This is a genomic window from Leucobacter soli (assembly GCF_042659205.1).
Taxonomy (GTDB): Bacteria; Actinomycetota; Actinomycetes; order Actinomycetales; family Microbacteriaceae; genus Leucobacter; species Leucobacter soli.
The window spans coordinates 1-1,076 of sequence record NZ_JBHSRW010000402.1 but is presented as its reverse complement, the minus strand read 5'-3'; the positions used below and the strand labels follow the sequence as shown (position 1 = coordinate 1,076).

General features: G+C 71.6%; 1 protein-coding gene. It reads right to left on the bottom strand.

Annotation, left to right across the window (positions count from 1 at the left end):
• Positions 1 to 1,076 (bottom strand): ABC transporter transmembrane domain-containing protein (locus tag ACFPZL_RS13530; protein ID WP_382335905.1); only part of this gene is annotated, 1,076 nt, incomplete at both ends.

Here is a 1,076-nt window from a genome sequence, read left to right as displayed (position 1 = left end):
CCGCCGGGCTCGCGAGCGTCCCGGAGCAGGGCTCGACGAAGCCCAGCAGCGCGGCGACGAGCGTCGACTTGCCGGATCCGGACGGCCCGGTGAGCGCCACGACCTCTCCGGGCGAGACCGCGAACGAGATCGGCCCGACGACGGGACGGCCGCCCCGCTCGATCACGACCCGGTCGAGGACGATGCCGGGCCGGGCGCCGCGGTGATCCGAAACGCTGTGATCCGAAGCGCCGTGATCCGAAGCGCCGTGATCCGAACCGCCGTGAGCCGCGGCGGGCCGGGACTCGGGATCCTGCCCCTCGATGATCGCGAAGACGTCCTCGGCGGCGGTGAGTCCCTCGGCCGAGGCGTGGAACGCCGCGCCGACCTGACGGATCGGTATGAAGACCTCGGGCAGCAGGAGCAGTACGAACAGGCCGAGCGCGAGGGGGAACTCGCCGACGACGAGTCGCGTGCCGACGGTCACCGCGACGATGGCGATCGAGAAGGTGCCGGCGAGGTCCAGCACGAATCCCGAGAGGAACGCCACGCGCAGAACGTGCATGGTGCGCGAGCGGTACTCCCCGGTCTCACGTGCGATCCGTGCGACCTGATGCTGCTCCCTGCGGAAGATCCTGAGCGTGGCGAGCCCTTCCACCGCGTCGAGGAAGGCGCCGGAGAGCCGCTGCAGCTGCGCCCACTGCCGTTCCTGCACGCTCCGGGTCGCGAGCCCGATGAGGACCATGAATACCGGGATCACGGGGAACACCAGCAGCACGGTGATGCCGCTCACCGGATCGGCGAGCAGCACCGCGAGCACCAGCAGCGGAGTCGCGCAGCCGGTGAGAATGAGCTGCGGCAGGTAGTTCGAGAAATAGCCGTCGAGCGCGTCGAGGCCGCGCCCGAGCGCCGTGGTCGGGGCCGCGTCCGGCCGTTCCGCGAGCCAAACCGGCGAGCGCGCATCGAGCGCATCGAGCGCTGCGGAGCGCAACTGCGCCTTCACGCGGACCGCGCCGCGGGCCGCGAGCAGATCGATGCCCCAGGAAGCGCCCGAGCGAACGATCACGGCGAGCGCCGCACCGGCGAGCAGTCCGGGC